Origin of the sequence: Streptomyces sp. H27-H5, from assembly GCF_026627505.1 — a bacterium.
In the GTDB taxonomy this organism is placed as follows: Bacteria; Actinomycetota; Actinomycetes; order Streptomycetales; family Streptomycetaceae; genus Streptomyces.
Window position 1 is genome coordinate 1 of record NZ_JAPNLK010000066.1, and the last position, 21,521, is coordinate 21,521.

Consider the following 21,521-nt stretch of genomic DNA (forward strand, 5'->3'; position numbering starts at 1 on the left):
GGGCGGGCGGGGCGGGCGGGGCGGGCGGCCCGATCAGAGGGGAGGCGGAGGGCGGCCTTCACTCCCCCGCCACTCGCCGGACCGACACCTTTCACCCCCGCGCCGGCCGCCGGGACCGCCGTACCGGGGTATCCGGCGCCCGCAGGGTGGGACGGGGGTCCTGCTCCGGGGGCGGGGAAGATACGGTGAGGTCACCATGAGCGCATCGCAGACCTCCGACGTCCCCACCCTCCTCGTCAAGATCTTCGGCAAGGACCGTCCCGGGATCACCGCCGGGCTGTTCGACACCCTCGCCGCCTACTCCGTCGACGTCGTCGACATCGAGCAGGTCGTCACCCGTGGCCGCATCGTCCTGTGCGCCCTCGTCACCCAGCCGACCGGCGCCGCCGAGGGCGAGCTGCGGGCCACCGTCCACAGTTGGGCCGAGTCGCTGAAGATGCAGGCCGAGATCCTCTCGGGCACCGGCGACAACCGGCCGCGCGGCAGTGGTCGTTCCCACGTCACGGTGCTCGGGCACCCGCTCACCGCCGAGTCCACGGCGGCCATAGCGGCCAGGATCACCGCGACCGGCGGCAACATCGACCGTATCTTCCGGCTCGCCAAGTATCCGGTGACGGCGGTGGAGTTCGCGGTGTCCGGTGTCGAGACGGAGCCGCTGCGCACCGCGCTGGCCACGGCCGCCGCCCGGATCGGCGTCGACGTGGCCGTGGTCTCGGCCGGTCTGCACCGCCGGGCCCAGCGCCTGGTGGTCATGGACGTGGACTCGACGCTGATCCAGGACGAGGTCATCGAGCTGTTCGCCGCGCACGCCGGCTGCGAGGCCGAGGTGGCGGCGGTGACCGAGCAGGCCATGCGCGGTGAGCTGGACTTCGAGCAGTCGTTGCACGCGCGCGTCGCGTTGCTGGCGGGGCTGGACGCCTCCGTGGTGGACAAGGTCCGCGCGGAGGTGAGGCTGACGTCCGGTGCCCGGACCCTGATCCGCACCCTGAAGCGGCTGGGCTACCAGGTGGGCGTGGTGTCCGGCGGGTTCACCCAGGTCACCGACGACCTCCAGGAGCGGCTCGGGCTGGACTTCGCGGCCGCCAACACGCTGGAGATCGTCGACGGGAAGCTGACCGGCCGGGTCGTCGGCGAGATCGTGGACCGGGCGGGCAAGGCCCGGCTGCTGCGCCGCTTCGCCGCGGAGGCCGGCGTGCCGCTGGCCCAGACGGTCGCGATCGGCGACGGCGCCAACGACCTGGACATGCTGAACGCGGCCGGGCTGGGCGTGGCCTTCAACGCCAAGCCGGTGGTCCGCGAGGCCGCGCACACCGCGGTGAACGTGCCGTTCCTGGACGCAGTGCTGTACCTGCTGGGCATCACCCGGGAAGAGGTCGAGGCCGCCGACCTCGCCTAGTGCTGTGGCCGGAAAGGTTTGCCGGGTCGCGGTGTCCGGTGCGGTGCATCGCAAGGCGGAGGACTGCCGCTTGTACTGGACGTACTCGGGCGGTTCGACAACGCGGCGAGGTGCCGTGCCGGGCGCCGTGACACGGTGAACCTTCCCGGTCACAGCACTAGTGCCGGGCGCCGCGGCCCCGGCAAGATCCGGAAGAGACGGCCCAGGCATGGCTACGACGCAACGGGACCCGGCGCCATCGAGGCGCCGGGTCCCGTTCGCGCGTAAGGGGGGGATCCGCCCTGGGCGGCAGGCGACCGCGGGGGTCAGCTGTGGGGGGTCCAGTAGTCCAGCAGCGTGCCGACGCCGTGCTCCACGGACTTCCAGGAGCCGGTGAAGGAGACCACGGCGAGGGCCGAGGTCGGGAAGGCGCTGCGGTGCATGCGGGAGAGCGCGTCTGCCTCGGCACTGCCGGAGAGGGCGTCCGCGAGGGCGTGCATGCCCGGGTTGTGGCCGATGACGAGCAGGTCGGCCACGTCGTCGGAGGTCTCGTTCAGCAGGGCGATGAGCTCGCCCGGGGAGGCCTCGTAGAGGCGCTCCTCGTACGTGGTCTTCGGCCGGTGCGGCAGTTCCTGGACGGCCAGCTTCCACGTCTCGCGGGTCCGGGCCGCGGTGGAGCAGAGGGCCAGGTCGAAGGCGATGCCGGTCTGGGCCAGCTTCCGGCCGGCGGCCGGGGCGTCGTGACGACCGCGTTCGGCCAGGGGCCGCTCGTGGTCCGATCCGTCCGACCATTCGGCCTTGGCGTGCCGGAGGAGGACGATCCTGCGGGATGTGTCGGCGCTCATGACTCCCAGCTTCGCATGAAACGAGCCACGGGGCGCAGGGTGTTGGAGGGCCCGGGTCCGGGGTGGAGCGTGCTCCGGCGTACGCGGGTCAGCCGACGGCGCGCAGCAGCTGTTCGGTGACCTGGACCAGCGAGGAGTTCTCGGCCGGGGCGGCGTGGGCCTCGCCGGATCCGGCTCCGGCGAGGAGGAGCAGCAGGAGGCCGAAGGCGAGCGCGGGCAGGGCCAGGGCCCACCAGTGCAGGCGGGCGTCGGCTCCGCTGCCGGCGGCGGTGCGGCGGCCGGACGGGCCGGCGAGGGACGGGGCGTGCGTGGGGGCCGACATGGCCGCCTCCGGTGGTGTGCGGGTGGGACTGGCTCGCTGCTTCGAATCTATGGATCCGAGGCCGCGGTTCCCATCCGGGGCACACCCCAGTTGCCCCTGAGCCTGGCCCCCTAGGGGGTGGTGGGGTTATCCCCACCACCTCTCGGGGGCGCGTCGTCAGGAGGGGGAGGCGATCGACGCGATGACGGCGATGACGACGGTCACGAGCAGCATCGCGCCCAGCACGAGGCCGAGCTTTTTGTGGCCGTTCTGCGGGTTCGGTTCGAGTACGGGCGACATGTCGTTCAGTCTCGCATGCCGCATTCGTCCTCGATCGTGCGGTCCCGGCCGGCGAGGACGCCGAGCGCGATCTGCGGGACCAGCAGCGCGGCCATGAGGGCGAGGGGCAGGTCCCAGCCGCCGCTGTGCTGGTAGAGGGTGCCGATGAGGAGCGGGCCGGGGATGGAGATGAGGTAGCCGGTGCTCTGCGCGAAGGCGGACAGCTTGACGACGCCCGCCGGGGACTTGGCGCGCAGTCCGATCATCGTGATGACGAGCGGGAAGGCGCAGTTGGAGACGCCGAGCAGGAGGGCCCAGGCCCAGGCTCCGGCGGCGGGGGCGAGCCAGAGACCGGCGTAGCCGAGGAAGCCGAAGAGGCCGAGGACCACGGCGATGGCGCCCTGGTTCCTCATCCGGCCGGCGAGGTTCGGGATGACGAAGGCCAGCGGCACGCCCATGACCATGGTGACGGCGAGCAGGACGCCGGCGGTCCCGGAGGAGACCCCGGCGTCGCGGAAGATCTGGGGGAGCCAGCCCATGGTGACGTACGCCCCGGTGGCCTGGAGGCCGAAGTAGCAGCCCAGGGCCCAGGCGGTGCGGCTGCGGGCGACGCGCGGGCCGGCGTCGGGTGCCGTCCCGGTGGGTGCGGCGGCCTTGTCGCGGCGGCCGGCGACGGCGATGGACAGCCAGGGCAGTACGGCGGCCACCGCGAGGGCGGCCCAGATCAGCAGGCCGGTGCGCCAGCTGCCGCCGAGGGCGGAGGTCAGCGGGACGGTCGCGGCGGCGGCGAGGGAGGTGCCGGCGGCCAGGGCCATGGAGTACAGGCCGGTCATGGTCCCGACGCGGTCCGGGAACCAGCGCTTGACGATCACCGGGAGCAGCACGTTCGTCAGGGCTATGCCGGCCAGGGACAGGGCGCTGGCGGCGAGGAACCCGGCGGCGTTGGTCGCGAAGGGCCGGATCAGCAGTCCGGCGGCGACGGCGACCATGCCGGCGCAGACCACGGCGGCGGGGCCGAAGCGGCGGGAGAGCCGGGGGGCGGCGACGCCGAAGACGGCGAAGCACAGGGCGGGGACGGAGGTGATGAGTCCGGCGACGGTGCCGCTCATGCCGAGGCCCGTGCGGGTCTCCTCGAAGAGGGCGCCGAGGCTGGTGATGGCGGGTCGCAGGTTGAGGGCGGCCAGCACGATTCCGACGATGAGCACGGGGCCGAGCCACACCGGCTGGGGGGTGACGGGGACGGCGAGGGGCTGCGGGGGTGCCGTGCGCGCGGCCTGGGGCCGGTTCATGGTCTGGATTTCATCGTCGGACATTGAACCATCATAGAATCATGGGATGATTGGTTGTCCACCCCCCTTCCGTATCCACGTCCGGAGAGGACACCGCTCGCATGCCGCTGACATCGCCCCGGCGATCCGCGCTCGTCGACCAGGTGATCGCCCAGCTCAGGAACCAGATCACCTCGGGTGAATGGCCCGTGGGCTCCCGCATTCCCACCGAACCCGAGCTGGTCGAGCTGTTGGGCGTCGCCCGCAACACGGTGCGCGAGGCCGTCCGGGCCCTCGCGCACAACGGGCTGCTCGACATCCGCCAGGGTTCGGGCACCTACGTCCTGGCGACGAGCGAGCTGGCCGGGGTGATGCACCGGCGCTTCGCCGGGGCCGACCCAAGGCACATCGCCGAGTTGCGCTCGACCCTGGAGTCCTCCGCCGCACGGCTGGCGGCCGAGCGGCGGACCGAGCGGGACCTGACCCAACTGGACGCGCTGCTGGCGCGACGCGAGGAGGCCTGGGCGAGCGGGGACGCGGAGCGGTTCGTCGCGGCGGACGTGAGCCTGCACATGGCGGTGGTGACGGCCTCGCACAACGAGGTGCTCATCGAGCTGTACGCCGACCTCGGGGACCTGGTGGCGGACTGGCTGCGCACGGACGTGGGGACGGAACTGCGCCCCTCGGCGCACCTGGACCACGCCCGACTGATCGAGGCGATCCGGCGCGGGGACGGCGACACGGCCGCGTCGGAGGCGGCGGGCTACCCGTTCGTCTGCCTCGGCGAGGCGTAGCCGGGGCACTTGCGGGACCCACGGGGTCGGGGAGTCGGCGGGCTTGGACTCGGGCTCGCGGGAGCGGGGCGGGCCCGGCGGGCCGGCCTGTTCAGCGGAGCCGGTCGGCGTCCCGTCGGCCGGGGCGCTCGTGGCTCACCCATGCCGTACGGACCTCTTTCCAGCAGCGGCTGGTGAGTTCGACGCGGCCGGCCGGGCCCACGGCGACGGCGGCGCCGTCGCCGTCCACGTCCCACCAGCGGTCGCACTCCACGTGCAGGCGGATCAGGTCGGTCTCGGGATAGCCGTTGTGGCAGTGCGCCGTCACCAGCGAGCCGTCGATCTCGATGTCGCAGTCGGCGCCGAAGAGGTCTCCGGCGGCGGGCCGGGCGGGCTGTACGGGCGGCTCGGCGGGGATCTCGGCCGGGTCCACCACGACCGGGGCCATGGCCTCCGGGCCGGGCGCCGGGTCGTCTTCCCCGGGCTGCGCGACGGCTCCCGGGATCAGGAGGCCGGCCAGGGCAACCGAGGTGACCAGGAGCGATACCGCTCGGCTCGGCCTCGCGTGCACGCCCGTACCTCCTCCCCGAGGAACCCGGGAAGATCCCGGCTCGGTCAGTTTGCAGGCATTTGTCCCTGTTTACGACTCGGGAAGATCCGGCCGGAGCACGCACATCTGATCGAACGGAGCCGGTGAACCCCCGTGCCCACCGCCGTACGGACGTAGGGGACCCGGACCCGAGGGTCAGGCACCCATCGCGTGCAGGCCGCCGTCCACGTGGACGATCTCGCCCGTGGTCTTCGGGAACCAGTCGGACAGCAGGGCGACGATGGCCTTGCCGGTCGGCTCCGGGTCGCTCATGTCCCACTCCAGCATGGAGCGGGAGTTCCACACGTCGGCCAGCTCGGAGAAGCCCGGGATGGACTTCGCGGCCATGGAGCCGATCGGACCGGCCGAGACCAGGTTGCAGCGGATGTTCTCCTTGCCCAGGTCACGGGCGAGGTAGCGGCTGGTGGCCTCCAGGGCGGCCTTGGCCGGACCCATCCAGTCGTACTGCGGCCAGGCGAACTGCGCGTCGAAGGTGAGGCCGACGATGGCCGCGCCCTCCGCCGGGAACAGCGGCTTGCAGGCCATGGCGAGGGACTTCAGCGAGAACGCCGACACGTGCATGGCGGTGGCGACCGACTCGAACGGCGTGTTCAGGAAGTTGCCGCCGAGGGCGTCCTGCGGGGCGAACCCGATCGAGTGGAGAACGCCGTCGAGGCCGCCCAGCTCGTCACGGACGAGACCCTCCAGACGGTCCAGGTGCTCCTGGTTGGTGACGTCGAGCTCGATCACCTTGACCGGCTTCGGCAGCTTCTTGGCGATGCGCTCGGTCAGCGACGGGCGGGGCCACGCGGTCAGGATGACCTCGGCGCCCTGCTCCTGGGCCAGCTTGGCGGCGTGGAAGGCGATGGAGGACTCCATCAGCACCCCGGTGATGAGGATGCGCTTGCCGTCGAGAATTCCGCTCATGTGATCAGTGACCCATGCCCAATCCGCCGTCAACGGGAATGACGGCTCCAGTGATGTACGCGGCGTCGTCGGACGCCAGGAAGCTCACGGCCGCCGCGATCTCCTCGGGCTGCGCGTAGCGGCCGAGGGGCACCTGACCGACGATGCCCGCGCGCTGCTCGTCGGTGAGCACCTTCGTCATGTCGGTGTCCACGAAGCCGGGGGCGACGACGTTGAAGGTGATGTTGCGGGAGCCCAGCTCACGGGCGAGCGAGCGGGCGAAGCCGACCAGCGCGGCCTTGGAGGCGGCGTAGTTGGCCTGGCCGGGCGAGCCCATGAGGCCGACGACCGACGAGATCAGGACGACGCGGCCCTTCTTGGCCCGCAGCATGCCCCGGTTCGCGCGCTTGACCACCCGGAAGGTACCGATGAGGTTGGTGTCGACGACCGACGCGAAGTCCTCCTCGGACATGCGCATCAGCAGCGTGTCCTTGGTGATGCCGGCGTTGGCCACCAGCACCTCGACGGCGCCGTGCTTGTCCTCGATCTCCTTGTAGGCCTGCTCCACCTGCTCGGAGTCCGTGATGTCGCACCGGACCGCCAGGACGCCGAGCGAGGTGAGCGCCTCCGGCGGCTCGCCCGAGCGGTATGTGATCGCGACCTTGTCGCCGGCCTCCGCGAAGGCTCGGGCGATGGCGAGGCCGATGCCCCGGTTACCTCCGGTGACGAGAACCGAGCGGCTCAACGGATCACCCTTTCGCTAGCTGTCTGAGTACCAAAAACTTATAGGTCGCATCGTCCTTACGGAGAATCGGGCCCCGACAGGGCCTTGCGGCGGGCTCTGTCGAGTCCCTACAGAAAGATGTAGGCACACGAGCCCCGAGCGCGACATGATCGGGGCGACCGGCCCCGACCCCGGGAGGAATTCCGTGCCCCATTCCATCGACGCGGCCTTCGCCGCGCTGCCCTTGCGGGCGCTCGCCGACGCGGCGCTCGCCCGGGCCCGCGCGCTGGGCTCCGACCATGCCGACTTCCGGCTGGAGCGCGTACGCAGCGCCTCCTGGCGGCTGCGGGACGCCAAACCATCGGGCGGTTCCGACTCCACGGACCTCGGCTACGCGGTACGGGTCGTGCACGGCGGCAGCTGGGGATTCGCCTCCGGTGTGGACCTGACCATGGACGGCGCCGCCAAGGTGGCCTCGCAGGCCGTGGCCATGGCGAAGCTGTCGGCGCAGGTGATCAAGGCCGCCGGTTCGGACGAGCGCGTCGAGCTGGCGGACGAGCCGGTCCACGCCGACAAGACGTGGATCTCCGCCTACGACGTGAACCCGTTCGAGGTGCCGGACGCGGAGAAGTCGGCGCTGCTCGCCGACTGGAGCGCGCGCCTGCTCGCGGCGGACGGGGTGGCCCACGTGGACGCCTCGCTGCTCGCCGTCCACGAGAACAAGTTCTACGCGGACACGGCGGGCACCGTCACCACCCAGCAGCGCGTACGGATCCACCCGCAGCTCACCGCCGTCGCCGTCGACGCGTCCACCGGCGAGTTCGACTCGATGCGCACCATCGCCCCGCCCGCCGGCCGCGGCTGGGAGTACCTGACCGGTACCGGCTGGGACTGGAACGCGGAGCTGGAGGGGATCCCCGACCTGCTCGCCGAGAAGATGCGGGCCCCGAGCGTGCGCGCCGGGCGCTACGACCTGGTCGTGGACCCGTCCAACCTGTGGCTCACCATCCACGAGTCCATCGGGCACGCCACCGAGTTGGACCGGGCGCTGGGCTACGAGGCCGCGTACGCGGGGACCTCCTTCGCCACCTTCGACCGGCTCGGCACGCTCAAGTACGGCTCCTCGATCATGAACGTGACCGGTGACCGCACCGCCGAGCACGGACTGGCCACCATCGGCTACGACGACGAGGGCGTCGAGGCGCAGAGCTGGGACCTGGTCAAGGACGGCACCCTGGCCGGCTACCAGCTCGACCGGCGGATCGCGAAGCTGACGGGCCTCGGCCGCTCCAACGGTTGCGCGTACGCCGACTCCCCCGGACACGTCCCGGTGCAGCGGATGGCGAACGTCTCGCTCCGGCCGGACCCGGGCGGGCTGTCGACCGAGGACCTGATCGGCGGGGTGGAGCGCGGGATCTACGTGGTCGGCGACCGTTCCTGGTCGATCGACATGCAGCGCTACAACTTCCAGTTCACCGGTCAGCGCTTCTTCCGGATCGAGAACGGCCGGCTGGCGGGGCAGCTGCGCGACGTCGCGTACCAGGCCACGACCACCGACTTCTGGGGCTCGATGGAGAAGGTCGGCGGCCCGCAGACCTACGTCCTGGGCGGCGCCTTCAACTGCGGCAAGGCCCAGCCGGGCCAGGTCGCCGCGGTCTCGCACGGCTGCCCGTCCGCGCTGTTCCGCGACGTGAACATCCTGAACACCACGCAGGAGGCCGGCCGATGACCGCGCACGATCACCACGCGATCCGCCGGGGGTCCGGGGGTCGCGCCCCGGGACGGCACCGTCTGAACACCACGCAGGAGGCCGGCCGATGAGCCGCACGAAGCCGCACGAGATCGTCGAGCGCGCGCTGGAGCTGTCCACCGCAGACGGCTGCGTCGTCATCGCGGACGAGGAGTCGAGCGCCAACCTGCGCTGGGCGGGCAACGCGCTCACCACGAACGGCGTCACCCGCGGCCGGACCCTGACGGTCATCGCCACGGTCGACGGCAAGGAGGGCACGGCCTCGGGGGTCGTGTCGCGCTCCGCCGTCACCGCGGCCGATCTGGAGCCGCTGGTCCGCGCCGCCGAGGAGGCCGCGCGGTCCGGCGCCTCGGCCGAGGACGCGCAGCCCCTGGTGAGCGGGGTCCCGGCCTCGACGGACTTCACCGAGGGTCCCGCCGAGACCTCGTCGGCGGTGTTCGCACGGTTCGCCCCGGCGCTCGGCGAGGCCTTCGCGCGGGCCCGGGAGGGCGGCCGCGAGCTGTACGGGTTCGCCAACCACGAGCTGGTCTCCACGTACATCGGCAGCTCCGCGGGGCTGCGGCTGCGCCACGACCAGCCCAACGGCACCCTGGAGCTCAACGCGAAGTCCCCCGACCGGCTGCGGTCGGCGTGGGCGGGCCGCTCCACCCGGGACTTCACGGACGTGGACCCCACGGCCCTGGACGCGGAGCTGGCGGTGCGCCTCGGTTGGGCGGAGCGGAAGATCGAGCTGCCCGCCGGGCGGTACGAGACGCTGCTGCCGCCGACGGCGGTCGCCGACCTGATGATCTACCAGATGTGGTCGGCGTCGGCGCGGGACGCGGTGGAGGGCCGGACGGTCTTCTCCAAGCCCGGCGGCGGCACCCGGCTCGGCGAGAAGCTGTCCGAGCTGCCGCTGACCCTGCGCAGCGACCCGCACGCGCCGGGTCTGGAGTCAACGCCGTTCGTGATCGCGCACAGCTCGGGCGACGACGCCTCCGTCTTCGACAATGGTCTGGCCGTCCCGGCGACCGAGTGGATCAGCGGGGGCGAGCTGGCCCGGCTGACGACGACCCGGCACAGCGCGGAGCTGACCGGGCAGCCGGTCTCCCCCGGCTTCGGGAACCTGATCCTGGACGGCGGCGGCGACCGCTCGCTGGAGGAGATGGTCGCCTCGACCGAGCGCGGTCTGCTGCTGACCTGCCTCTGGTACATCCGCGAGGTGGACCCGGCGACGCTGCTGCTCACGGGCCTGACCCGGGACGGCGTGTACCTGGTGGAGAACGGTCAGGTCGTCGGGGAGGTCAACAACTTCCGCTTCAACGAGTCCCCGGTGGACCTGCTGTCGCGGGCCTCCGAGGCGGGCCGGACCGAGAAGACCCTGCCGCGCGAGTGGAGCGACTGGTTCACCCGGGCCGCGATGCCGGCGCTGCGGATCCCGGACTTCAACATGAGCTCGGTCAGCAAGGGCGTCTGAGCCGGTCGGGGAGTCGGGGGGAGGTTCCCCGCCCGCCTAGACTGGCGGGGAACCTCTCAGCACCCTGTTTCATCTCGCTGTTTCATCTCGCTCAAGGAGAGTCACAACCGTGACGGACATCGTCGACGAACTGAAGTGGCGCGGGCTGTTCTCGCTGTCCACCGATGAAGAAGCGCTGCGCAAGGCCTTCGCGGACGGTCCCGTCACGTTCTATTGCGGCTTCGACCCGACCGCGGCCTCGCTGCACGTGGGCCACCTGGTGCAGGTGCTCACCGTGCGTCGGCTCCAGCAGGCCGGGCACCGTCCGCTGGCTCTGGTCGGCGGGGCCACGGGCCAGATCGGCGACCCGCGCCCGACGGCCGAGCGCACCCTGAACGACCCGGACACGGTCGCGAACTGGGTGAGCCGGCTGCGTGCGCAGATCGAGCCGTTCCTGTCCTTCGAGGGCGAGAACGCCGCGGTCATGGTGAACAACCTGGACTGGACGGCGGGCCTGTCCGCCATCGAGTTCCTGCGGGACATCGGCAAGCACTTCCGCGTCAACAAGATGCTGACGAAGGACTCGGTGGCCCGCCGGCTGGAGTCCGACCAGGGCATCAGCTACACGGAGTTCAGCTACCAGCTGCTCCAGGGCATGGACTTCCTGGAGCTGTACCGCCGTTACGGCTGCACGCTCCAGCAGGGCGGCTCGGACCAGTGGGGCAACCTGACGGCCGGGCTCGACCTGATCCACCGCCTGGAGCCGGACGCGCACGTGCACGCCATGGCGACGCCGCTGATGGTCAAGGCGGACGGCACCAAGTTCGGGAAGTCCGAGAGCGGCGCCGTCTGGCTCGACCCGGAGATGACCACGCCGTACGCGTTCTACCAGTTCTGGCTGAACGTGGACGACCGGGACATCTCGACCTACATGCGCATCCTGTCCTTCCGGTCCCGTGAGGAGCTGGAGGAGCTGGAGGCGCAGACCGCCGAGCGGCCGCAGGCGCGTGCCGCCCAGCGGGCCCTCGCGGAGGAGCTGACCACGCTGGTGCACGGCGCCGACCAGTGCGCGGCCGTGATCGCCGCGTCGAAGGCGCTGTTCGGTCAGGGCGAGCTGACGGAGCTGGACGAGGCCACGCTGGCCGCGGCCCTGTCGGAGCTGCCGCGGACGCGGGTCGCCGAGGCGGGACTGGTCGTGGACCTCCTCGCCGAGACGGGCCTGGTCGCCAGCAAGTCCGCGGCGCGCCGGACCGTGAAGGAGGGCGGCGCCTACGTGAACAACGTGAAGGTCACCGCCGAGGACGCGGTCCCGGCCGCGGCCGACCTCCTGCACGGACGGTGGCTGGTGCTGCGCCGCGGCAAGAAGAACCTGGCCGCGGTCGAGGTCACGGGCTGATCCGTTCGCCCGGGGTGACCCGGTGACGGCATGACGAAGGGGCCGGTTCGGACGCGTGGTCCGGACCGGCCCCTTCGCGCCGACCCGGCGGACCGGGTCGGCGGGGTTCAGGTCGTCTGCCGCTTGTTGCCCCGGATGGCCAGGTACAGCATGTCGCCCAGGCCGACGATCAGGACCGCTCCGGCGAGTTGCAGCAGGTGGCGGATCCAGTCGATGCCCTTGGTGTCCTCGACGCCGATCCACCGGGAGACGGCGTTGCCGAGGAGCGCCCCGAGGATACCGAAGATGGTGGTCAGCCAGAGTGGCTGGTGCTGCTTGCCCGGCAGGATGGCCCGGGCAATCAGGCCCAGCACAAAACCGACGATGATCGCCCAAACCCATTCCATGTCGAGCCTCCTCCTGGCGCGTTGTGCGCATGTGCGCCCAGTCTCGACCCGACCGACCTACAGCGCATTTCGGACAACGCCATTCGGGGGCGCTCAAGGGGACGTCAAGGCACACCCGCTCTCCTCCTCGACGGAGGACCGGCGTACGGTGGAAGCCTCCGGGCCCGGGCGTGCCCGGCGGGTGGATCGGATGGTGGAGACGTGCAGCGGACGAAGCGGAACGGGGCCGAGGTCTTCCGGATCACCGGCGCGCGGATGGGTCTCGCCGAGGACGTGCGGGGACGGCAACGCAGGTACGTCATCTCGATGGTGATCAGGACCCTGTCGGTCATCGCCACGGTGGTCCTGTGGAACGTGGAGCGTCACGTGGCGATCGTGACGCTCGTCGCGGGCGCCCTGTTGCCGTACGTCGCCGTGGTCATCGCGAACGCCGGCCGCGAGTCGACGCCCTCCCTCCCCTCACACTTCGTACCGGCCCCTGTGCTCCCCGCGCTGGAGCCCGGAAACCTCAAGGAAACCTCAGATCAATCATGAAGTTCCAGTGCACCGCAGCGGGTCGTGCGTGACATACTGCCTACGCGCTCCGCATCCCCCGTCGGAGCGACGGACCGACGCCGGGCAGCTCCCCCCGTGGCTGCTCGGCGTCGCCCTTCCGTTTGTAGGGTTGAGGCGTGAACTCCCCTGATACGGACACCGACACACCCGCCGTCGTTCCCACCTGCTCGGCCAAGGGCTGCCGTGAGGCGGCGGCCTGGGTCCTGGCGTGGAACAACCCGACGCTCCACACACCCGAGCGGCGCAAGACCTGGCTGGCGTGCGAGGAACACCGCGAGCACCTCTCCCAGTTCCTGGGGGTCCGCGGTTTCCTCAAGGACGTCGTGAAGCTCGACGAGTGGGTACAGCCGGAAGGCTCGGAGCGGCGGTAGCCGGTCCGAGCCTTCGAGGGCGCGCCTTGAGGTGTTCGGGGCGCGCTAACCGCCGATGGCGGACATCGGGCGGTCGGGCTGGAGGAAGGTCGGGTCGTCGAGGCCGGACCCGGCCTTCTTGCCCCACATCGCCACCTTCCACAGGCGGGCGATCTCCTCGTCCGGGGCGTCCGAGCGCAGGGCGGCCCGCAGGTCGGACTCCTCGGTGGCGAACAGGCAGGTGCGGATCTGGCCGTCGGCCGTCAGCCGGGTGCGGTCGCAGGCGCCGCAGAACGGGCGGGTGACCGAGGCGATGACGCCGACGGTGGCCGGGCCGCCGTCGACGACCCAGCGTTCGGCCGGGGCGGAGCCGCGTTCGTCCGCGCCCTCCTCGGTGAGGGTGAAGCGGGTGCGCAGGGACTGGAGGATGTCGCCGGCTGTGATCATGCCGTCGCGCTTCCAGCCGTGCTGGGCGTCGAGCGGCATCTGTTCGATGAAGCGGAGCTCGTACTCGTTCTCCACGGCCCAGGCGAGGAGGTCGGGGGCCTCGTCGTCGTTGAGTCCGGGCATCAGTACGGCGTTGACCTTGACGGGTGTCAGGCCGGCGGCGCGGGCGGCGGCCATGCCCTCGATGACGTCCTTGTGCCGGTCGCGGCGGGTGAGGGTCTTGAAGACCTCGGGCCGCAGCGTGTCCAGGGAAACGTTCACTCGGTCGAGGCCGGCGGCCTTGAGCGCCTGTGCGGTGCGCTTGAGGCCGATGCCGTTGGTGGTGAGGGACATCCTGGGGCGGGGCTCCAGGGCCGCGCACTGTTCGACGATCCCGACCAGGCCGGGCCGCAGCAACGGTTCCCCTCCGGTGAAACGCACCTCGGTGATGCCGAGCCGGGTCACCGCGATGCGGATCAGCCGGACGATCTCTTCGTCGCTGAGCAGGTCGGACTTGCCGAGCCACTGCAGACCCTCCTCGGGCATGCAGTACGTACAGCGCAGGTTGCACCGGTCGGTGAGCGAGACGCGCAGGTCAGTGGCCACGCGGCCATAGGTGTCGAGAAGCACTGTGAGCCCCCTCCCCTGTCCGGTCGTAGAGGTCGCGCTGCGGTGAACGTGAGCGCATGCGCCGTATTCGAGCCTACGCGACGGCTCCCCCGCGCAGGGATGCCCGAACGAACGAGACGCGGCGTGGCCGCGTCGTAGGGAAGTACGACGCGGCCACCCTGTGTGTTCGGTGGATCTCAGACAGCGCCTGTTCCGGTCAGGGAGCGGACCTCCAGCTCGGCGAACTTGGCGGGGTCGGCCTTCTCCTTCGACAGGACGGTTCCCAGCCATCCCAGGAAGAAGCCGAGCGGGATGGAGATGAGCCCCGGGTTCTCCAGCGGGAACCAGTAGAAGTCGGCGTCCTTGAACATCGAGGTGGGCTTGCCGGAGACCACCGGGGAGAAGAGCACGAGGCCGACGGCCGAGATCAGGCCGCCGTAGATGGACCACAGCGCGCCCTGGGTGGTGAACCTCTTCCAGAAGAGGCTGTAGAGGATCGTCGGCAGGTTGGCGGAGGCGGCGACCGCGAAGGCGAGGGCGACCAGGCCGGCGACGTTCAGGTCGCGGGCGAGGGCTCCGAGGCCGATCGCGACGGCTCCGATGACCACGGTGGACCAGCGGGCCGCGCGGACCTCCTCCTTCTCGGTGGCCTTGCCCTTGCGGATGACGTTCACGTAGATGTCGTGCGCGAAGGACGAGGAGGAGGCGAGGGTCAGGCCCGCGACGACGGCGAGGATGGTGGCGAAGGCGACTGCGGAGATCACGGCGAGCAGGATCGCGCCGCCGGTGGAGTCGGCGCCGCCGCCGATCTCCTGGGCGAGCAGCGGGGCCGCCGTGTTGCCGGCCTTGTTGGAGGCCAGGATGTCGGCCCGCTTGAGCAGGGCCGCGGCGCCGAAGCCGAGGGCGATGGTCATCAGGTAGAAGGCGCCGATGATGCCGATGGCCCAGTTCACGGACTTGCGGGCGGCCTGCGCCGTCGGGACGGTGTAGAAGCGGATCAGGATGTGCGGCAGGCCGGCGGTGCCCAGGACGAGGGCGAGGCCGAGGGAGATGAAGTCCAGCTTGGTGGTCGCGTCCTTGCCGTACTTGAGCCCCGGCTCCAGGAACTTGGCGCCCTGCCCGCTGTTCTCGGCGGCCTTGCCCAGCAGCTCCGAGACGTTGAAGTTGAACTCGATCAGCACCATGAGGGTGATCAGCAAGGCGCCCGCGATGAGCAGCACCGCCTTGACCATCTGGACCCAGGTGGTGCCCTTCATTCCGCCGATCGTGACGTAGACGATCATCAGTACGCCGACCAGCGCGACCACGGCCACTTTGCCGCCGTCGCTGGTGATGCCCAGGAGCAGGGAGACGAGGACGCCCGCGCCGGCCATCTGGGCGAGCAGGTAGAAGATCGAGACCACGATGGTGGAGGTGCCCGCGGCGGTGCGCACGGGCCGCTGGCGCATGCGGAAGGCCAGGACGTCGCCCATCGTGTACCGGCCGGAGTTGCGCAGCGGTTCGGCGACGAGCAGCAGCGCCACGAGCCAGGCGACCAGGAAGCCGATGGAGTAGAGGAAGCCGTCGTAGCCGAAGAGCGCGATGGCCCCGGCGATGCCGAGGAAAGAGGCGGCGGACATGTAGTCGCCCGAGATCGCGAGGCCGTTCTGGAAGCCGGTGAACTGGCGTCCACCCGCGTAGAAGTCGGCGGCGCCCTTGGTCTGGCGGCCGGCCCAGACCGTGATGATCAGGGTGGCGACGACGAACAGCCCGAACAGGGTGATGATCAGCGGCCGGTGCTCGGTGGCGCCGGCGGCGAGGGCGGGGGCCGTCGCCGGGTCGAACGGCGTGGTCATTCCCCGGCCTCCATCCGCGCCTTGATGGCCGAGGCCTTGGGGTCGAGCTTGGCGGCGGCGTGCCGCGAGTACAGCCAGGCGATCAGGAAGGTGGTCGCGAACTGGCCGAGGCCGAGGACGAGGGCGACGTTGATGTTCCCGAAGAGCCTGGTCCCCATGAAGCCGCCCGCGTAGTTGGACAGCAGCACGTAGAGCAGGTACCAGGCGAGGAACGCCACGGTGAGCGGGAAGGCGAACGAGCGGTGGGAGTCGCGCAGTTCGGCGAACTCGGGGCTGTGCTGGACGCTCGTGAACTCTTCGGCGGTGGGGCCGGCCGGGTGGTGCGGCCCCGCGCCGCCGGGCGGTGGTGGGGCTGCTGCTTCGAGGGTCACGGGGGGCTCTCCTTGTGACGCGGGTGCAGGGGGGACGACGGACAAAACAACCTCCGTGCGAGGGGGATGGTGACGCTGATCCCCCCTGTCAACGGCACGGACGGCGTGTCGAGACGGTTCAACCCCAGTTGATTCATTGGAAACTGATTCCTCGAACTGATGGCGCAAGACCGAACGGCAGCACTAGGTTCCTGTGTCATGAACCCGTCGGGCGCAACCGTGCCCGCACGGCCTTTTTCAGGATGATGTGGAGAACCCATGGCTCACCTGGGAACCGGTCACCGGCGGCGCGCACTCGCCGTTCCGGTCGGACTGGCACTCACCGCCTCGCTCGCCCTCCTCCCCTCCGTCGCGGCTTCCGCCGCCCCGTTGGGCAACACGGCGGACGCGGTGGCGACGGCCAAGCCCGACACCTCCGGCCCCAAGCTGTCGTACGTGGCGAACCTGACCGCGTACGGGACGGTGAAGCAGGCGAAGAAGGCCATCGAGAAGGCCGGCGGAACGGTGGTGACCTCGCACGAGCAGATCGGGGTCGTCGTCGCGCACTCCCAGAACCCCGAGTTCGCAAGGCAACTGCGCGCCCAGCGCAGCCTGTTCGTGTCGGTCGGCGCCACCCGGACGGCCCCGCTGTCCCCGGTGCAGACCACCGAGGAGGGCGCGACCCAGCGGCTGAGCGCGGCGGACGCCGCGAAGGCGGCGGCGAAGGCCACGGCGGGCCAGGAGCCCCTGGAGTCGAACCAGTGGGACCTGCGGGCGATCAAGGCCGACGAGGCCCACAAGATCAACGACGGTAGCCGCAACGTGACGGTGGGCGTCATCGACACGGGTGTGGACGACACCCATCCGGACCTCGCCCCGAACTTCTCCAAGGGCCAGTCCGCCAACTGCGTGGGCGGTGTCCCCGACACCACCGAGGGCGCCTGGCGTCCGTACGCGGACGGCAGCGACCACGGCACCCACGTCGCGGGCACCATCGCGGCCGCGCGCAACGACCTCGGCATCAGCGGTGTCGCGCCCGGCGTGAAGGTCGCCGCGATCAAGGTGAGCGAGCCGGGGACCAGCCTCTTCTACACCGAGGCCGTCGTCTGTGGGTTCATGTTCGCCGCCGAGAAGGGGATCGAGGTGACCAACAACAGCTACTACGTCGACCCCTGGAACTACACCTGCAAGTCGGACGACGACCAGAAGGCGCTGGTGGAGGCCATCGCGCGGGCGACGAAGTACGCGGAGCGCAAGGGTGTCCTGAGCGTGGCCTCGGCCGGCAACTCGGACCACGACCTGGCCGGTCCCTCGATCGAGGACACCACCAGCCCGAACGACACCACCGCCGTGCCGCGCACCATCGACCCGAAGGTCTGCCTCGACCTTCCCACCCAGCTCCCCGGCGTGGTCACCGTGACCGCCACCGGCGACCAGGGCCTTCGCTCGTACTACTCCAGCTACGGGCTGGGCGTCGCCGACGTCGCGGGCCCCGGTGGCGACAAGTGGCAGGTGCCGGCCACGCCGGACGCCAACGGTCGGGTGCTGTCCACCCTCCCGGGCGGCGGCTACGGCTACAAGCAGGGCACCTCGATGGCCGCCCCGCACGTCGCGGGCGTCGTGGCGCTGCTGAAGAGCAAGCACCCCTCCGCCACGCCGTCGCAGCTCCAGGCGCTGCTGAAGGCCCAGGCCACGAAGCAGGCCTGCCCGGACAAGATCTACGACGGCGCCGGCGCGCTGATCGACGCCACCACCTGCAAGAGCAAGTGGGGCCAGACCGGCTACTACGGCTCCGGCGTGGTGAACGCGCTCCGCGCCGTGAAGTAGGCGCGCAGCGGGGCCTGGACCGCGCGTGAGGTGACGCGTGCGGCAGGGCGGACACGTGAAGGGGCCGGTCGGGGCAACTCCCCGACCGGCCCCTTGCGTTCGTCCCGCGGCCGGCGCCTACGGCGTGATGAGCACCTTGAGCGCGCTGCGGTCGTCCATCGCGCGGTAGCCGTCCGGGACCTCGTCCAGGGAGATCGCCCGGTCGAAGACGGGGGACGGGTCGATCGCGCCGCTGAGCACGTCCGCGAGCAGCTCCGGGATGTACGCGCGCACCGGCGCGACGCCGCCGCGCAGGGTCAGGTTGCGGTCGAACATCACGTCGAGGTCCAGGCCGGTGCCGCTGCCGTGCGGGACGCCGACGTAGCCGATGGCCCCGCCGTCGCGGGTGATGTTGACGGCCGTGCGCATGGACTGGACGAAGCCTCTGTCAAGACGCTTCAACGCCCCCTACACTCCACCAACATGGGCACCCACCACGACGGCAAGCAACTCCGCGTCATCATCTACTGTCGCATCAGCGACGACCGTGAAGGCCGCGGCGCCGGCGTCGAGCGCCAGCGCGAAGCGTGCCTGGCCCGCGCCGAGAAACTCGGCTGGGAAGTCGTGGCAGTCCTCATCGAGAACGACCTCAGCGCGTACAGCGGCAAGCGGCGCCCGAAGTACGAGCAGATGCTCGACATGCTGAAGGCCGGGATGGCGGATGCTGTCCTCGCCCTCACCCCCAAGCGCCTGTACCGGCGCATCGGCGACGCCTTCGACTTCTTCGACCTCATCACCGAGCAGGGTGTCCACGTCGAGACGATCAAGCAGGGGCGCTACGACCTGACCACCGCCGAGGGGCGGCGAGACGCGCGCCGCGCCGCGATCGACGCGCAGTACGAGTCCGAGGAGATCGGTGAGCGAGTCAGGGACGCGAAAGCGCAGACGCTCGCTGCCGGCGGGTACCGCGGGGGGCCACGGCCGTTCGGGTACGAGGCCGACGGTCTGACGCTGCGGGAGTCGGAGGCATCGCACCTGCGTGAGGCGTACTCCGCGTTCCTGGCGGGGGCGTCGATCCGGTCCATCGCTCGGGAGTGGGAGGAGCTGGGGGTGCGCACGGTACCTCGGCGGTACCGGCAGGAGGATGGCACCCGGGGCGAGCCCCGGTCCCGTGCGTGGTCGCCGAGCGAGCTGCGGACCCTGCTCCTGCGGCATCGGAACGCCGGCCTGCTGTCGCACAACGGGGCCGAGGCCGGCACCGCAGCGTGGCCCGGCATCGTAGACGAGTCGACGTGGCGGGCGGCAGTGGCTCGTCTCGCGGACCCGACTCGCCTGACGGCGAAGAGCAACGCGCGCCGCTGGCTCGGGTCCGGACTGTACGGGTGCGGGCACCCGGCGGGGGGCGGCGAGTGCGGGCTGAGGGTGAGGCTGTCCACGTCCGGCACGGGCGCGGGTCATCGTCACGTTGCTGCCTATCGGTGTTCAAGTGGTGGCCACGTGACCCGCCGCGCGGTGCCGCTGGACGCGTACGTGCACGACCTGGTGGTGGGTCGTCTCCAGCGCCCCGATGCGGTGCACCTGCTGGATCGGGCAACGGATTCGCCTGTTGACCTGCGCGCTGTGGACACGGAGCTGACGGCGGCCCGTACAACTCTGAGGTCTCTGGCGGAGATGCTGGGCGCGGGGGAGATGGACGCCTCGGACTACAAGGCGGCGGCCGCGCGGGCTCGGGAGCGCAAGGTGAGGGCCGAGGCGGCGATGGTTCTGGCTTCGACGACGAGTCCGCTCGCTGGCCTGGTGGGGGCCCGGGATGTCAGGGCCGCGTGGGAGGGCATCGATCTGTCACGTCAGCGTTCGGTGATCGATGCCCTCATGGAGGTGGTGGTCCTGCCTGCGCGGCGGGGCCGGATGCCGAAGGGTGTGGAGCTGGATTTGGAGCGGATCGACATCCGGTGGCGGGGTTAGATCGCGGGATGGTTGCGCGCGGCGGGCTCGGCAGCGGCGAGGCCGTGTCGGCCAGCGTGTTCGATGGCGAGGTTGTACTCGTCCACGGCCTGTTGGCTGACCTCGTCGGGGTGGACGGCGAGGCGGAGGCGGCCGTCCTTCCCTTGTAGGAGGACGACGGCGAGGCCTTTGGGTACGAGGTCGTCGCGCACCATGGGGAGGCATGCCGGGGGCATATTTGCTCTGATCGCTTCTGACATTCCGAACCCCCATGCTTGGGTGCACGGTCATGCCGCTGACGGCGCACGACAATGCAGACCTTTTACTCACGCCCCCCAGGCGGAAAGGTCAGCATGCCACTTGAGTCAGCGTGGGACTACAGGCTGCGCATAACTACTACAAACCGAAACAACTTACTCCTGAGTACCTGATGTCGCATCAGAACCGTCATTCGCGAACGCTGCGATCAGTCGCTCGATCTGCTCTCGCTGCACAGGTGTCAACTTGTCTGCACCACGGACATACGCCCGGCCGTGTTCGGAGACCACGGGGTCGATGCCCATGAACTGACTGCCGGCCGCATCCTGCACCTGGACGAGGGGGAGTTCCAGGGCATCGGCCAAGGCCTGGAGTTCGGGGAAGCGCGGCGTCCAGGCCATGCGGGGGACGACCTTTTCTAGGTTCTCCAGGGTGCCGCGCCGAATGACCGGCTTCCCGTCTTCGCCCAGACCGGTGCGTTCCTCAAGCTGGCGGAAGCTGAGGCGCAGCTCGGCGCGGCGCTTCCGTACCAGATCAGACAGGTGCGTCCGGGCGCCCGCGTTGTTTTCCTGCTCGACCATGACGGCCATCCTGCCACTCCATGTGAGGCCTGTTGCCCTGTGGTGTCCATGTTGCCAGCACCGCTCCCCGTACATAAGTGCTGGTCGCGGGGGCACACCTGACCCCCAGCATGGACAGAGTGTCCACGGTGATGGGCATGGCCGCCAGTCCGCATGGCGTTTTTGACCTGAACGTGACGGCTGGATTGTCGACTTAGCTACGCGCACGCACCGTCGTGGGCAACATGCCCACGAGGGTGGACACGGTGACCACCCTCATGCCATGCTGTTCCTGCCCACCACGGTGGGCAGAACGGCAAAGGAGGTGGGCATGTCCCCGCGTGAGCCCAGTTACAGGCTCCTCAATCCGAACCTGATGAAGCTCCTCATGGAGCGCACCGGGAGCGGCAGCAGCATCACCGGCCGGGAACTCGCAAAGCAGGCGGGATGCTCCAGCACCACGGTCAACGACCTGCTCAGCGGCACGAAGGAATGCGTCCTCGTCGGTACGGCACACGGCATCGCCCGTGTCATCGGAGTCGATGTGCTCGTGCTCTTCGCGCCGACCGGCCGGTCCGTGCCGGTCCCGCACAGCGAGATCCCGCCGGCGCTCGTCCGGGCTGCGGGATGAACAGCGTCGCGGAGACCGAGCTGCCGGCCGAACTCAGCCCGTACGAGGCGCACCTGGCCCGCGTGCTGGCCGGGGCCCCGCCGCTGACCGCCGAGCAGCAGAGCCGCATCCGGAGCCTGTTCCGGCCCGGCGTCGCCAGGGTCCCGCTCGCGGCCTGACTGAACGAAGAA

24 protein-coding genes and 1 pseudogene are annotated in these 21,521 nt (G+C 70.6%); 11 read left to right on the forward strand and 14 right to left on the reverse strand.

Annotated features, from left to right (window positions below):
* The first annotated feature begins 196 nt into the window (after nt 1-196).
* A complete protein-coding gene (gene serB, locus OTB19_RS28310; RefSeq protein WP_267801331.1) occupies nt 197-1,396 on the forward strand; it encodes a phosphoserine phosphatase SerB in 1,200 nt (399 codons plus the stop codon).
* 305 nt (nt 1,397-1,701) lie between these two features.
* Here the strand turns inward: serB and OTB19_RS28315 are convergent, their stop codons facing one another.
* From OTB19_RS28315 to OTB19_RS28330, 4 genes are all read right to left on the reverse strand, one after another.
* Nucleotides 1,702-2,220: a SixA phosphatase family protein gene (locus tag OTB19_RS28315; protein WP_267801332.1), complete on the reverse strand. Its 519-nt coding sequence runs from the start codon at nt 2,218-2,220 to the stop codon at nt 1,702-1,704.
* 88 nt (nt 2,221-2,308) lie between these two features.
* Entirely contained in the window at nt 2,309-2,542 is a 234-nt protein-coding gene (locus OTB19_RS28320) for a hypothetical protein (protein ID WP_267801333.1), read from the reverse strand.
* Between the two features lie 156 nt (nt 2,543-2,698).
* Entirely contained in the window at nt 2,699-2,821 is a 123-nt protein-coding gene (locus OTB19_RS28325; protein ID WP_267801334.1) for an SGM_5486 family transporter-associated protein, read from the reverse strand.
* 5 nt (nt 2,822-2,826) lie between these two features.
* A complete protein-coding gene (locus OTB19_RS28330) occupies nt 2,827-4,113 on the reverse strand; it encodes a CynX/NimT family MFS transporter (protein ID WP_267801335.1) in 1,287 nt (428 codons plus the stop codon).
* Nucleotides 4,114-4,190: 77 nt separating this feature from the next.
* Here OTB19_RS28330 and OTB19_RS28335 point away from each other — a divergent pair, with 77 nt between their 5' ends.
* Entirely contained in the window at nt 4,191-4,862 is a 672-nt protein-coding gene (locus OTB19_RS28335) for a FadR/GntR family transcriptional regulator (protein ID WP_267801336.1), read from the forward strand.
* A gap of 91 nt (nt 4,863-4,953) precedes the next feature.
* Here OTB19_RS28335 and OTB19_RS28340 read toward each other — a convergent pair whose 3' ends face one another.
* From OTB19_RS28340 to fabG, 3 genes are all read right to left on the reverse strand, one after another.
* On the reverse strand, nt 4,954-5,412 hold the full coding sequence (locus OTB19_RS28340) for a hypothetical protein (RefSeq protein ID WP_324289482.1): 459 nt from the start codon (nt 5,410-5,412) through the stop codon (nt 4,954-4,956).
* Nucleotides 5,413-5,586: 174 nt separating this feature from the next.
* A complete protein-coding gene (gene fabI / locus OTB19_RS28345; protein WP_267801337.1) occupies nt 5,587-6,357 on the reverse strand; it encodes an enoyl-ACP reductase FabI in 771 nt (256 codons plus the stop codon).
* A gap of 4 nt (nt 6,358-6,361) precedes the next feature.
* Nucleotides 6,362-7,081: a 3-oxoacyl-[acyl-carrier-protein] reductase gene (fabG, locus tag OTB19_RS28350; RefSeq protein WP_267801338.1), complete on the reverse strand. Its 720-nt coding sequence runs from the start codon at nt 7,079-7,081 to the stop codon at nt 6,362-6,364.
* A gap of 145 nt (nt 7,082-7,226) precedes the next feature.
* On the opposite strand from fabG, the gene OTB19_RS28355 reads away from it, so the two are divergent.
* The 3 genes from OTB19_RS28355 (at nt 7,227) to tyrS (ending at nt 11,641) form a co-directional block, all read left to right on the forward strand.
* Entirely contained in the window at nt 7,227-8,789 is a 1,563-nt protein-coding gene (locus tag OTB19_RS28355) for a TldD/PmbA family protein (RefSeq protein WP_420716928.1), read from the forward strand.
* 88 nt (nt 8,790-8,877) lie between these two features.
* Entirely contained in the window at nt 8,878-10,266 is a 1,389-nt protein-coding gene (locus OTB19_RS28360; RefSeq protein ID WP_267801340.1) for a metallopeptidase TldD-related protein, read from the forward strand.
* A 109-nt stretch (nt 10,267-10,375) separates the two neighbouring features.
* Nucleotides 10,376-11,641, forward strand: coding sequence for a tyrosine--tRNA ligase (gene tyrS, locus OTB19_RS28365; protein ID WP_267801341.1), 1,266 nt, complete (start codon nt 10,376-10,378; stop codon nt 11,639-11,641).
* Nucleotides 11,642-11,748: 107 nt separating this feature from the next.
* Here tyrS and OTB19_RS28370 read toward each other — a convergent pair whose 3' ends face one another.
* The gene (locus OTB19_RS28370; protein WP_053678635.1) at nt 11,749-12,027 is read right to left on the reverse strand and encodes a GlsB/YeaQ/YmgE family stress response membrane protein; all 279 of its coding nucleotides are present in this window, start codon (nt 12,025-12,027) and stop codon (nt 11,749-11,751) included.
* Between the two features lie 255 nt (nt 12,028-12,282).
* Here OTB19_RS28370 and OTB19_RS28375 point away from each other — a divergent pair, with 255 nt between their 5' ends.
* The gene (locus OTB19_RS28375) at nt 12,283-12,561 is read left to right on the forward strand and encodes a DUF3099 domain-containing protein (protein ID WP_267801417.1); all 279 of its coding nucleotides are present in this window, start codon (nt 12,283-12,285) and stop codon (nt 12,559-12,561) included.
* A 137-nt stretch (nt 12,562-12,698) separates the two neighbouring features.
* Nucleotides 12,699-12,953, forward strand: a complete 255-nt coding sequence (locus OTB19_RS28380) for a hypothetical protein (protein WP_267801342.1) — start codon at nt 12,699-12,701, stop codon at nt 12,951-12,953.
* A gap of 45 nt (nt 12,954-12,998) precedes the next feature.
* Here the strand turns inward: OTB19_RS28380 and moaA are convergent, their stop codons facing one another.
* From moaA to OTB19_RS28395, 3 genes are all read right to left on the reverse strand, one after another.
* Nucleotides 12,999-13,988: a GTP 3',8-cyclase MoaA gene (gene moaA / locus OTB19_RS28385; RefSeq protein ID WP_267801344.1), complete on the reverse strand. Its 990-nt coding sequence runs from the start codon at nt 13,986-13,988 to the stop codon at nt 12,999-13,001.
* Between the two features lie 176 nt (nt 13,989-14,164).
* Nucleotides 14,165-15,802 (reverse strand): cation acetate symporter, encoded by a 1,638-nt coding sequence (locus OTB19_RS28390; protein WP_267801346.1) that lies wholly within the window; start codon nt 15,800-15,802, stop codon nt 14,165-14,167.
* Nucleotides 15,799-16,173: a DUF485 domain-containing protein gene (locus OTB19_RS28395; RefSeq protein WP_267801347.1), complete on the reverse strand. Its 375-nt coding sequence runs from the start codon at nt 16,171-16,173 to the stop codon at nt 15,799-15,801. Before OTB19_RS28395 ends, OTB19_RS28390 begins: the two co-directional genes overlap by 4 nt.
* Nucleotides 16,174-16,431: 258 nt before the next feature.
* On the opposite strand from OTB19_RS28395, the gene OTB19_RS28400 reads away from it, so the two are divergent.
* A complete protein-coding gene (locus tag OTB19_RS28400) occupies nt 16,432-17,979 on the forward strand; it encodes a S8 family peptidase (RefSeq protein WP_267801348.1) in 1,548 nt (515 codons plus the stop codon).
* A 117-nt stretch (nt 17,980-18,096) separates the two neighbouring features.
* Here OTB19_RS28400 and OTB19_RS28405 read toward each other — a convergent pair.
* A pseudogene (locus OTB19_RS28405) lies at nt 18,097-18,402 on the reverse strand (IMP dehydrogenase); the annotation flags it as partial.
* Between the two features lie 39 nt (nt 18,403-18,441).
* On the opposite strand from OTB19_RS28405, the gene OTB19_RS28410 reads away from it, so the two are divergent.
* The gene (locus OTB19_RS28410; protein WP_267801349.1) at nt 18,442-19,923 is read left to right on the forward strand and encodes a recombinase family protein; all 1,482 of its coding nucleotides are present in this window, start codon (nt 18,442-18,444) and stop codon (nt 19,921-19,923) included.
* Here OTB19_RS28410 and OTB19_RS28415 read toward each other — a convergent pair.
* Both OTB19_RS28415 and OTB19_RS28420 read right to left on the reverse strand, forming a co-directional pair.
* The gene (locus OTB19_RS28415; protein WP_267801351.1) at nt 19,920-20,117 is read right to left on the reverse strand and encodes a hypothetical protein; all 198 of its coding nucleotides are present in this window, start codon (nt 20,115-20,117) and stop codon (nt 19,920-19,922) included. The genes OTB19_RS28410 and OTB19_RS28415 overlap by 4 nt on opposite strands.
* A 198-nt stretch (nt 20,118-20,315) precedes the next feature.
* Nucleotides 20,316-20,750 (reverse strand): XRE family transcriptional regulator, encoded by a 435-nt coding sequence (locus OTB19_RS28420; RefSeq protein WP_267801352.1) that lies wholly within the window; start codon nt 20,748-20,750, stop codon nt 20,316-20,318.
* Between the two features lie 301 nt (nt 20,751-21,051).
* Between OTB19_RS28420 and OTB19_RS28425 the strand changes: the two genes are divergently transcribed.
* Nucleotides 21,052-21,351, forward strand: coding sequence for a helix-turn-helix domain-containing protein (locus OTB19_RS28425; RefSeq protein ID WP_267801354.1), 300 nt, complete (start codon nt 21,052-21,054; stop codon nt 21,349-21,351).
* The gene (locus OTB19_RS28430) at nt 21,348-21,509 is read left to right on the forward strand and encodes a hypothetical protein (protein ID WP_267801356.1); all 162 of its coding nucleotides are present in this window, start codon (nt 21,348-21,350) and stop codon (nt 21,507-21,509) included. Before OTB19_RS28425 ends, OTB19_RS28430 begins: the two co-directional genes overlap by 4 nt.
* The last annotated feature ends 12 nt before the right edge of the window (nt 21,510-21,521 follow it).

Excerpts from the sequence above, each read along its gene's own strand:
- OTB19_RS28420 (WP_267801352.1), bottom strand. The coding sequence starts at position 20,750 with ATGGCCGTCATGGTCGAGCAGGAAAACAACGCGGGCGCCCGGACGCAC.
- OTB19_RS28425 (WP_267801354.1), top strand. The coding sequence starts at position 21,052 with ATGTCCCCGCGTGAGCCCAGTTACAGGCTCCTCAATCCGAACCTGATG.
- fabI (WP_267801337.1), bottom strand. The coding sequence starts at position 6,357 with ATGAGCGGAATTCTCGACGGCAAGCGCATCCTCATCACCGGGGTGCTG.
- OTB19_RS28320 (WP_267801333.1), bottom strand. The coding sequence starts at position 2,542 with ATGTCGGCCCCCACGCACGCCCCGTCCCTCGCCGGCCCGTCCGGCCGC.
- OTB19_RS28360 (WP_267801340.1), top strand. The coding sequence starts at position 8,878 with ATGAGCCGCACGAAGCCGCACGAGATCGTCGAGCGCGCGCTGGAGCTG.
- OTB19_RS28355 (WP_420716928.1), top strand. The coding sequence starts at position 7,227 with ATGATCGGGGCGACCGGCCCCGACCCCGGGAGGAATTCCGTGCCCCAT.
- OTB19_RS28375 (WP_267801417.1), top strand. The coding sequence starts at position 12,283 with ATGGGTCTCGCCGAGGACGTGCGGGGACGGCAACGCAGGTACGTCATC.
- OTB19_RS28415 (WP_267801351.1), bottom strand. The coding sequence starts at position 20,117 with ATGGTGCGCGACGACCTCGTACCCAAAGGCCTCGCCGTCGTCCTCCTA.
- OTB19_RS28400 (WP_267801348.1), top strand. The coding sequence starts at position 16,432 with ATGGCTCACCTGGGAACCGGTCACCGGCGGCGCGCACTCGCCGTTCCG.
- OTB19_RS28370 (WP_053678635.1), bottom strand. The coding sequence starts at position 12,027 with ATGGAATGGGTTTGGGCGATCATCGTCGGTTTTGTGCTGGGCCTGATT.
- OTB19_RS28335 (WP_267801336.1), top strand. The coding sequence starts at position 4,191 with ATGCCGCTGACATCGCCCCGGCGATCCGCGCTCGTCGACCAGGTGATC.
- OTB19_RS28390 (WP_267801346.1), bottom strand. The coding sequence starts at position 15,802 with ATGACCACGCCGTTCGACCCGGCGACGGCCCCCGCCCTCGCCGCCGGC.
- OTB19_RS28315 (WP_267801332.1), bottom strand. The coding sequence starts at position 2,220 with ATGAGCGCCGACACATCCCGCAGGATCGTCCTCCTCCGGCACGCCAAG.
- OTB19_RS28325 (WP_267801334.1), bottom strand. The coding sequence starts at position 2,821 with ATGTCGCCCGTACTCGAACCGAACCCGCAGAACGGCCACAAAAAGCTC.
- serB (WP_267801331.1), top strand. The coding sequence starts at position 197 with ATGAGCGCATCGCAGACCTCCGACGTCCCCACCCTCCTCGTCAAGATC.
- OTB19_RS28430 (WP_267801356.1), top strand. The coding sequence starts at position 21,348 with ATGAACAGCGTCGCGGAGACCGAGCTGCCGGCCGAACTCAGCCCGTAC.
- OTB19_RS28410 (WP_267801349.1), top strand. The coding sequence starts at position 18,442 with ATGGGCACCCACCACGACGGCAAGCAACTCCGCGTCATCATCTACTGT.
- OTB19_RS28330 (WP_267801335.1), bottom strand. The coding sequence starts at position 4,113 with ATGTCCGACGATGAAATCCAGACCATGAACCGGCCCCAGGCCGCGCGC.